This window comes from Streptomyces prasinopilosus (assembly GCF_001419695.1).
Lineage (GTDB): Bacteria > Actinomycetota > Actinomycetes > Streptomycetales > Streptomycetaceae > Streptomyces > Streptomyces prasinopilosus.
The window spans coordinates 1-8,224 of the sequence record NZ_LIRG01000129.1; the positions used below are offsets into that span (position 1 = coordinate 1).

The window sequence follows — 8,224 nt, forward strand, 5'->3', positions numbered from 1 at the left end:
ACATGATCACCGGTGAGGCGGCGGCCCACGGCCTGGGCGCGGTCTCCCTGCGCTACTTCAATGTGGCCGGCGCCTACGGCCAGTGGGGTGAGCGGCACGACCCCGAGTCCCACCTGATCCCGCTCGTCCTCCAGGTCGCCCAAGGCCGCCGCGACGCGATCAGCGTCTACGGCGACGACTACCCGACGCCGGACGGCACCTGCGTCCGCGACTACATCCACGTCGCCGACCTGGCCGAGGCCCACCTGCTGGCCCTGGCCGCGGCGACCGGGGGCGAACACCTCATCTGCAACCTCGGCAACGGCAACGGCTTCTCGGTCCGCGAGGTCGTCGAGACGGTCCGCCGGGTCACCGGCCACCCGATCCCCGAGGTCGTGGCCCCCCGCCGGGACGGCGATCCGGCGGTCCTGGTGGCGTCGGCCGCCGCGGCCCGCGAGAAACTGGGCTGGAAGCCGTCCCGCCCGGACCTCGCCGGGATCGTCGCGGACGCGTGGGAGTTCGCCCGGCGGCAGGACACGTAACGGCGGAACGAGTGGCGGCGGACCGTGCGGCGGCGGACCGTGCGGCAGCAGGACGAGCAGCAGCAGGACATTCAGGATGACGAAGAGTCAGGGGCAGGGCATGAGCGAGTCCACCGTCGGCGAGGCGGCCGCGGAAGCGGTCGGCGAGCGTTTCCGGGAGCTGTACGGAGCCGGACCGCAGGGCGTCTGGGCCGCACCGGGCCGGGTCAACCTCATCGGTGAGCACACCGACTACAACGACGGCTTCGTCATGCCGTTCGCCCTGCCGCACACCGCGGTCGCGGCGGTCTCCCGGCGCGACGACGGCGTCCTGCGCCTGCACTCCGCCGACGTGGCCGCACCCGTCGCGGAGATCGCGGTCGACGCCCTGGTCCCGGGCACGGACAAGGACTGGACCGCCTATCCGGCGGGCGTCGTCTGGGCCCTGCGCGAGGCCGGCCACGCCGTGGGCGGCGCCGACGTCCACCTGGCCTCGGCGGTCCCGGCCGGCGCCGGCCTGTCCTCCTCGGCGGCCCTGGAGGTCGTCGTCGCCCTCGCCCTCAACGACCTGTACGAACTGGGTCTGCGCGGCTGGCAGCTGGCCCGCCTGTGCCAGCGCGCGGAGAACGTCTACGTCGGCGCCCCCGTCGGCATCATGGACCAGACGGCGTCCGCCTGCTGCGAGAGCGGCCACGCCCTCTTCCTCGACACCCGCGACCTCTCCCAGCGGCAGATCCCCTTCGACCTGGCCGCCGAGGGCATGCGCCTGCTGGTCGTCGACACCCGGGTCAAGCACAGCCACAGCGAGGGCGAGTACGGCAAGCGCCGCGCCGGCTGCGAGAAGGGCGCCGCCCTCCTCGGCGTCGACGCCCTGCGGGACGTCCCGTACGCCGAGCTCGACGCGGCGCTGGAGCGGCTGGGCGACGAGGAGGAGGTCCGCCGCCTGGTGCGGCACGTGGTGACGGAGGATGCCCGGGTGGACCGGGTCGTGGCCCTCCTCGAAGCGGGCGACACCCGCGCCATCGGCCCCGTCCTCACCGCCGGCCACGCCTCCCTGCGCGACGACTTCCGCGTCTCCTGCCCCGAACTCGACCTGGTCGTCGACACCGCCGTCGCCGCCGGCGCCCTCGGCGCCCGCATGACCGGCGGCGGCTTCGGCGGCTCGGCCATCGTCCTGGCCGAGGAGACCGACGTGGACGCCGTCACCAAGGCGGTGGAGGACGCCTTCGCCACGGCCGGCTTCAAGGCCCCCCGCGTCTTCGAGGCGGTCCCGTCGGCGGGGGCACGGCGGGTGCGCTGAAGCGGACCGCCGGCACCGGCAGGGTGCCGGCGGTGTCACCCCGGGTGCGCTCGACGCGTCCCGGCCTCCGGCCCCAGGCGTTTCGTCAGCGTGTACTCCGTGATGCCCGGCGGGTAGTCCGGGATGACGCAGACCACCTCGTAGCCGTGCCGCCGGTAGAACCCCGGGGCCTGGAAGTCCCAGGTCTCCACCCGGGCGGCCGTGCAGCCGCGTCCGGCGGCCAGGCGTTCCGCCTCCGCCAGCAGACGGGTGCCCAGGCCCGCCCCGCGGTGGCGCTCGTCGACCCACAGGTACGTCACGTGCAGCCAGGTCGTCCAGGTGTGGCCGACCAGGCCGCCCGCCAGATCGCCGGCCGGGCCCGATGCCCACACGTGCAAAGGGGACTCGCGTTCGTGAGGGGTCCCGCGCAGGGCGCGCAGCACCGGGGACGCCGCCGTGTTCGTGTCCCTCAGCCTCCTGCGGAGCAGATCACGTCGGTCCTTGTCGACTTCTGTCTCAAGACGAAACATGCGGCTCACCATAAACGCGCAGGAGCGCCAGTTCTGCAAAGAGCCTTCCCCTCCGGGCCCTTGTCCGTACTCTGAGGAACAGCGCCGGTGGGGGCCGGCGCCGTTCAGGGGGCGAGACACTCGGGTACGCGATCCGGGGCGGGGCGGCGGTGACGTACGGCGGCGGCCGGACGGCTTCCGGCGGCCCGCCCCGGGAGCGGTGGTTCCGGTGGTTCCGGGCGGGTCCCGTCGGTCCGGAACCGGGCTCCGGTGCCGCACCCGCGCCGGCGTCCGTCCGGTGGCGTCTTCCGGTGACGGGGTAGTCCCCTGCTCTGCGGAGAGCATGGGGGAGGGGGTTCCGTGCAACGTATCCGCGTGCTGGTCGTCGACGACCACCGCATCTTCGCCGAGTCGCTCGCCGCGGCCCTGGCCGCCGAGCCGGACGTCGAGGTGTCCGCGGCGGGCAGCGGCCCGGCCGCCCTGCGGTGCCTGGAGCGGGGAGCCGCCGAGGGACGGCGGTTCGACGTCCTCCTCGTCGACGCCGACCTGGGCGGCGCCGCACCGTCCGGCCCGTCCGCCGTACCGGCGCGCGCGGGCGACGGGGACGGCGTCGTCGACGGGATGTCCCTGGTCGCCGGGGTGCGCTCGGTCCACCCGCGGGTGCGGATCGTCGTGCTCGCCGAGAAGGACGACCCGCACCGTGCCGCACTCGCCCTCCAGGCCGGAGCGGGCGGCTGGGTCGCCAAGGACTGCTCGCTGAGCCGGCTGCTCACCGTCGTCCGGGGCGTGCTGCGCGACGAGACGCACCTGCCGCCCGCCCTGCTCACCGGGGTGCTGCGCGAACTCACCGCCGCCCGCAGGCACCGCACCGAGAGCGAACGGCTCGTGGAGTCCCTGACCCCGCGCGAGCGGGAGGTGCTGCGGTGCATGGTCGCGGGCCTGGGGCGCAAGGCCGTCGCCGAGCGCCTGTACCTGTCCCCGCACACCGTCCGCACGCACATGCAGAACGTGCTCGGCAAACTGGGCGTGCACTCCACCCTCGCCGCCGTGGCCCTGGCCCGCAGGGCGGGCGTCGGGCCGGTCGACCTAGCCGGGGATGTTGTCGAACGGGGCAGTCAGCCCGCGTAGCAGGGCCGCCAGTTCGACGCGCTGCGCGTGGGAGAGCTCGGCGAGGATCGCCCGCTCCTGCGCCAGCAGCCCGGCCAGCGCCTTGTCCCCGCGGTCCCGGCCCTCGTCCGTGAGGCGCACCAGCACCCCGCGCCGGTCACTGGGGTCGGGCAGACGCTCCACCAGACCCTTCTTGGTCAGGCGGTCGATGCGGTTGGTCATCGTGCCCGAGGTGACCAGCGTCTGCGTCAGGAGCTGCCCCGGCGAGAGCTGGTAGGGGGCGCCCGCGCGGCGCAGCGCGGTCAGGACGTCGAACTCCCAGGGCTCCAGCCCGTGCTCGGCGAAGGCCAGCCTGCGGGCCCGGTCCAGGTGCCGGGCGAGCCTGCTCACCCGGCTGAGCACTTCGAGCGGTTCCACGTCGAGGTCCGGGCGCTCCCGGCGCCACGCTGCGACCAGCCGATCGACCTCGTCCTCCATGACGATCAGTGTAGTGGTTGTGTCGACGTGAAGTCTCTTGATGTCAAGTTTCTTGGCCCCGGAGAGGCGTGCGGACCGCCGGACGGCCGCCGGCCCGCACCCCTGTTCCCCCGCGGGACCGCCGTCAGTCGACGGGGGCGACCCGGATCAGGTTGCCGTCCGGATCCGCGACGACGAAGGTGCGCCCGAACACCTCGTCGTGAGGTTCGCTGACCACCCGAACCCCCTTCTGCGCCCACCGGGAGAACCGGCGGTCGATCGCGTCGGGCCCGCCGGGCAGCGCGAGGCAGACCTCGCCGGTGCGCGGCACCGCCGGGTCCAGGCCGTCGAACCGCCCGCTCCACAGCGCGAGGTCCGCGCCGTCGCCGAGAGCGAAGGTGACGTACCCGGGAACCCGGAAACCGGGCTCGGTCTCGAGGAGGTCCGAGTAGAAGCGGGTGGCTTGGGAGGTGTCGTTGACGTAGACGATGAAGACGATCGAGGGCGGCATGGCGTGCTCCTGGGGTCGGTCCCGGTGGACGACTGGAGCATGCGTGCCGTACCTGACGGATCCCGTCGTGATTTCTGGGATTCTCGGTGCCGTGACTCCGGATCGTTTCTTCTTGTTGCTGCTGGCGCTGCAGTCCCGGCAGACCACGACGACCGCCGAGCTGGCGGCTCGGACCGGCGTGTCGGTGCGTACCGTCCTCAGGGACGTGCGGTGGCTGCAGGAGGCGGGCTTCCCCCTGCTGGTGCGGCGCGGCCGCCTGGGCGGGGTGACGCTCCTGCCCGGTGGGCTGCTCGACACCTCACGGCTCACCCCGGACGAACGGGACCACCTCGCGCTCTACGGCCTCGACGACACGCAGCGCGAGCAGCTGGGAGCCTCGGCCGACACCCGGCGCGCGCACCGGAAGGTGCGGCCGGCGCCGCGTCCGTCGGCCGGCGGCGCGCTGCCGCTGAGCACGGTCGTGGCCACCGACAACAGGCCCTGGTACGTCCGGGACGCCGAAGGGCTGCCTCCGGCGGCGCTGGTGGGCGACCTGCGGCGTGGTGTGCGGTTGCGCCTGCGCTACCGCGGATCCGAGGAGAGCGAGCCCAGCTGGCGGGTGGTCGACCCCTACGGGCTGCTCGCCAAGGCCGGCAGGTGGTACCTCGTCGCCGACTCCGCCGGCCGCCCGCGCCTTCACGCGCTGGAACGGCTCGTCGACTGGGAACCGATGAGGGCGGCTCGCCGGCTGCGCCCGGGCGCGACCCTGAGCGGTGTCGCGGCGGAACTGACGGCGCGCTGGGAGAACCCGGATTCCTTCCGGATCCACGCCGAACTCGACCTGGACCAGGTCGGACGGGCCAGGCGTGTCCTCGGGCGCCGGCTGGCCGTGGGGGAGGCCGTGGGAATCCGGCGGGCGAGCGTCACGCTGAACGGCCGGAGCGTGGAGGACGTCCGGCTGTTCCTGCAGTTCGGCGACAGCGTCACCGTGACCGGTCCCGCCGAGGCCAGGGAACACATCCGGCGGCTCGCCGCGCGGATCCTCCAGCGGTACTCCCGGGAGGAACCCACGGACCGCTCCGCGTCGCCGCACCCGCCGCGGGCGGCCCGGGAGGGCGCGGATCCACAGGAACCAGATATCTCGACGTCGAGTTTCTTGACTTCAAGTTATCGAGGGCGGGACGCTGGACACCCGTAGGCCGACTCCAGGAGGCTCCATGCCCGCGGTCAACGCTCCCCGCTGGGACCCCGACCAGTACCTGCGTCACGCCGGACACCGCACCCGGCCCTTCCTCGACCTCCTCGCCCGGATCCCCGGACTCCCCGGCGACCCGCCCCGCATCGCCGACCTCGGCTGCGGCGCGGGCAACGTCACCGCGCTGCTCGCCGGACGATGGCCCGGCGCCCGCGTCACCGGCTACGACAACTCGCCCGAGATGCTCGGCCGGGCCCGCGCCGACCACCGGGGCCCCGCCCCCGGCGGCGGCCGGACCGACTTCGCCCACGCCGACCTCCGCACCTGGACGCCCGGGCCCGGCCGGCCGTACGACCTGATCGTCAGCAACGCCGCCCTGCAGTGGGTCCCCGGGCACGCGGACCGGTTCGCCGACTGGACCGCCGGACTCGTCCCCGGCGGCACCCTCGCCTTCCAGGTGCCCGGCAACTTCGACGCCCCCAGCCACACCCTCCTGCGGGAACTCGCCCGCTCCCCGCGCTGGGCCGGCCGCCTCGACGGGGTCCTGCGGCACACCGGCGCCGTGCTCCGCCCGGAGGCGTACCTGGAGCGGCTGACCGGCCTCGGCTGCACCGCCGACGTGTGGGAGACGACCTACGTCCACCTCCTGCGGGGCGAGGACCCCGTCCTGGACTGGGTCAAGGGCACCGGCCTGCGGCCCGTCCTCACCGCCCTCGCCGACGACCCCGGGGCGCGCGACGCCTTCGTCGACGCGTACCGCGCCGCCCTGCGCACCGCCTACCCCGCGGGCCCGCACGGCACCCCGTTCCCGTTCCGCCGCGTCTTCGCGGTGGCCCGCACCCAGCGGGAGGAGAACCGGTGATCACCGGACTCGACCACGCCCAGCGCGCCGCGCCGCCCGGCAGCGAGGAACGGCCGCGCGCTTACCACCTCGACGTCCCCGGCACGCAGGAGGCCCCGAAGCCGCCCTCACCGGCCGCCTTAGGGCGGTGCCCCTCCCCGGGCGCTTCCCCGGTCTTTCGCCGGTCCGTCGTCTCAGCTCTTCCGGTGGCCGATCAGCCGCGGCTTCTGCTCCAGGCCGTCCAGGCCGTGCCAGGCCAGGTTGACCAGGTGCGCGGCCACCTCCGCCTTCTTCGGCTTGCGGACGTCCAGCCACCACTGGCCGGTCAGCGCCACCATCCCCACCAGCGCCTGCGCGTACAGCGGAGCCAGCTTGGGATCGAACCCGCGGCTCTTGAACTCGCGGCCCAGGATGTCCTCCACCTGGGTGGCGATGTCCGAGATCAGCGAGGCGAAGGTCCCCGTCGACTGGGGGATCGGGGAGTCGCGGACCAGGATGCGGAACCCGTCCGTGTACTCCTCGATGTAGTCCAGCAGCGCGAACGCCGCCTGCTCGCACAGCTCCCGCGGATGGCCCGCGGTCAGCGAACTCGTCACCATGTCCAGCAGGCGTCGCATCTCGCGGTCCACCACCACCGCGTACAGGCCCTCCTTGCCGCCGAAGTGCTCGTACACCACCGGCTTGGAGACCCCGGCCTTCGCCGCGATCTCCTCCACCGACGTGCCCTCGAAGCCCTTCTCGGCGAACAGGGTGCGACCGATCTCCAACAGCTGCTGACGGCGCTCCGCGCCGGTCATCCGGGTGCGGCGCACGCGCCGCGGCTTGTCGTTGCTCGAGGTGCTGCTGGAGTCGGTCGCCACGGCGACCATCATGCCGCCTCGGCCGTCTCCCGCCCGCCCCGGGAGCGGCCTTCCCCGCCCTCACGGCGCGAATCGATACGCGAGCGTGACGGCCAGCGCACGTCGTGCGCCCAGCCCAGCACCTCGAACCAGCGGATCAGCCGGGCGCTCGAATCGACCTGCCCCCGCTCCACACCGTGCCGCGCGGACGTGGGATCGGCGTGGTGCAGGTTGTGCCAGGACTCTCCGCAGGACAGCACCGCCAGCCACCACACGTTGCCCGAACGGTCCCGCGACCTGAACGGACGCTTGCCCACCGCATGGCAGATCGAGTTGATCGACCACGTCACATGGTGCAACAACGCCACCCGAACGAGTGACCCCCAGAAGAAGCCGGTGAACGCGCCCCACCAGGACATCGTCACCAGACCGCCGATCAGCGCCGGCAGCGCCAGCGACACCCCCGCCCACAGCACGAACTGACGGGAGATCGCCCGCAGCGTCCGGTCCCTGATCAGATCCGGCGCGTACTTGTCCTGCGGAGTCTGCTCCTCGTCGAACATCCAGCCGAGGTGGGCCCACCACAGGCCCTTCAGCAGCGCCGGCAGCGTCTCCCCGTACCGCCACGGCGAATGCGGGTCGCCCTCGGCGTCCGAGAACTTGTGGTGCTTGCGGTGGTCCGCCACCCAGCGCACCAGCGGCCCCTCCACCGCCATCGAGCCCGCCACCGCCAGGGCGATCTTCAACGGCCGCTTCGCCTTGAACGAACCGTGCGTGAAATGGCGGTGGAAACCGACGGTGATGCCGTGGCAGCCCAGGAAGTAGAAGGACACCAGCAGGCCGAGGTCCAGCCAGCTCACCCCCCAGCCCCAGGCCAGCGGCACCGCCGCCAGCACGGCCAGGAACGGAACGACGATGAAGAACAGCAGCGCGATCTGCTCGATCGAACGCTTGCGCTCCCCGCCCAGCGTGGCGGAGGGAACGGCTGCGGTGTCGGCGCCGGCGCCG

Annotated in this window: 10 protein-coding genes; 5 read left to right on the plus strand and 5 right to left on the minus strand. The window is 73.5% G+C overall.

The features are described 5' to 3' along the window. Both AOK18_RS06765 and galK read left to right on the plus strand, forming a co-directional pair. Positions 1 to 521: NAD-dependent epimerase/dehydratase family protein (locus tag AOK18_RS06765; RefSeq protein ID WP_157865047.1), on the plus strand; the 521-nt coding region annotated here is incomplete at its 5' end. 100 nt (positions 522 to 621) lie between these two features. Next, positions 622 to 1,800 (plus strand): galactokinase, encoded by a 1,179-nt coding sequence (gene galK / locus AOK18_RS06770; RefSeq protein WP_055693714.1) that lies wholly within the window; start codon positions 622 to 624, stop codon positions 1,798 to 1,800. Between the two features lie 35 nt (positions 1,801 to 1,835). Here galK and AOK18_RS06775 read toward each other — a convergent pair whose 3' ends face one another. After that, entirely contained in the window at positions 1,836 to 2,321 is a 486-nt protein-coding gene (locus AOK18_RS06775) for a GNAT family N-acetyltransferase (RefSeq protein ID WP_175400258.1), read from the minus strand. Between the two features lie 327 nt (positions 2,322 to 2,648). On the opposite strand from AOK18_RS06775, the gene AOK18_RS06780 reads away from it, so the two are divergent. Beyond that, a complete protein-coding gene (locus AOK18_RS06780) occupies positions 2,649 to 3,416 on the plus strand; it encodes a response regulator transcription factor (RefSeq protein WP_055572013.1) in 768 nt (255 codons plus the stop codon). Here the strand turns inward: AOK18_RS06780 and AOK18_RS06785 are convergent. Together AOK18_RS06785 and AOK18_RS06790 are read right to left on the minus strand one after the other, a co-directional pair. Beyond that, positions 3,375 to 3,872: a MarR family winged helix-turn-helix transcriptional regulator gene (locus tag AOK18_RS06785; RefSeq protein ID WP_055572014.1), complete on the minus strand. Its 498-nt coding sequence runs from the start codon at positions 3,870 to 3,872 to the stop codon at positions 3,375 to 3,377. The two genes, AOK18_RS06780 and AOK18_RS06785, sit on opposite strands and share 42 nt — an antisense overlap. A 124-nt stretch (positions 3,873 to 3,996) precedes the next feature. Beyond that, entirely contained in the window at positions 3,997 to 4,362 is a 366-nt protein-coding gene (locus AOK18_RS06790) for a VOC family protein (protein ID WP_055572015.1), read from the minus strand. Positions 4,363 to 4,453: 91 nt separating this feature from the next. On the opposite strand from AOK18_RS06790, the gene AOK18_RS06795 reads away from it, so the two are divergent. Then, the gene (locus AOK18_RS06795; RefSeq protein ID WP_079039726.1) at positions 4,454 to 5,539 is read left to right on the plus strand and encodes a helix-turn-helix transcriptional regulator; all 1,086 of its coding nucleotides are present in this window, start codon (positions 4,454 to 4,456) and stop codon (positions 5,537 to 5,539) included. 19 nt (positions 5,540 to 5,558) lie between these two features. After that, a complete protein-coding gene (locus AOK18_RS06800) occupies positions 5,559 to 6,398 on the plus strand; it encodes a trans-aconitate 2-methyltransferase (protein ID WP_055693715.1) in 840 nt (279 codons plus the stop codon). Between the two features lie 173 nt (positions 6,399 to 6,571). On the opposite strand, the gene AOK18_RS06805 is transcribed toward AOK18_RS06800, so the two are convergent. Together AOK18_RS06805 and AOK18_RS06810 are read right to left on the minus strand one after the other, a co-directional pair. Beyond that, positions 6,572 to 7,249, minus strand: a complete 678-nt coding sequence (locus tag AOK18_RS06805) for a TetR/AcrR family transcriptional regulator (protein WP_055572017.1) — start codon at positions 7,247 to 7,249, stop codon at positions 6,572 to 6,574. Continuing rightward, positions 7,246 to 8,224 (minus strand): acyl-CoA desaturase (locus AOK18_RS06810; protein ID WP_055693716.1); only part of this gene is annotated, 979 nt, incomplete at its 5' end. The genes AOK18_RS06810 and AOK18_RS06805, both read right to left, overlap by 4 nt.

Coding starts and splice junctions, on each gene's coding strand:
- galK (WP_055693714.1), top strand. CDS start 622: ATGAGCGAGTCCACCGTCGGCGAGGCGGCCGCGGAAGCGGTCGGCGAG.
- AOK18_RS06775 (WP_175400258.1), bottom strand. CDS start 2,321: ATGGTGAGCCGCATGTTTCGTCTTGAGACAGAAGTCGACAAGGACCGA.
- AOK18_RS06785 (WP_055572014.1), bottom strand. CDS start 3,872: ATGGAGGACGAGGTCGATCGGCTGGTCGCAGCGTGGCGCCGGGAGCGC.
- AOK18_RS06790 (WP_055572015.1), bottom strand. CDS start 4,362: ATGCCGCCCTCGATCGTCTTCATCGTCTACGTCAACGACACCTCCCAA.
- AOK18_RS06800 (WP_055693715.1), top strand. CDS start 5,559: ATGCCCGCGGTCAACGCTCCCCGCTGGGACCCCGACCAGTACCTGCGT.
- AOK18_RS06805 (WP_055572017.1), bottom strand. CDS start 7,249: ATGATGGTCGCCGTGGCGACCGACTCCAGCAGCACCTCGAGCAACGAC.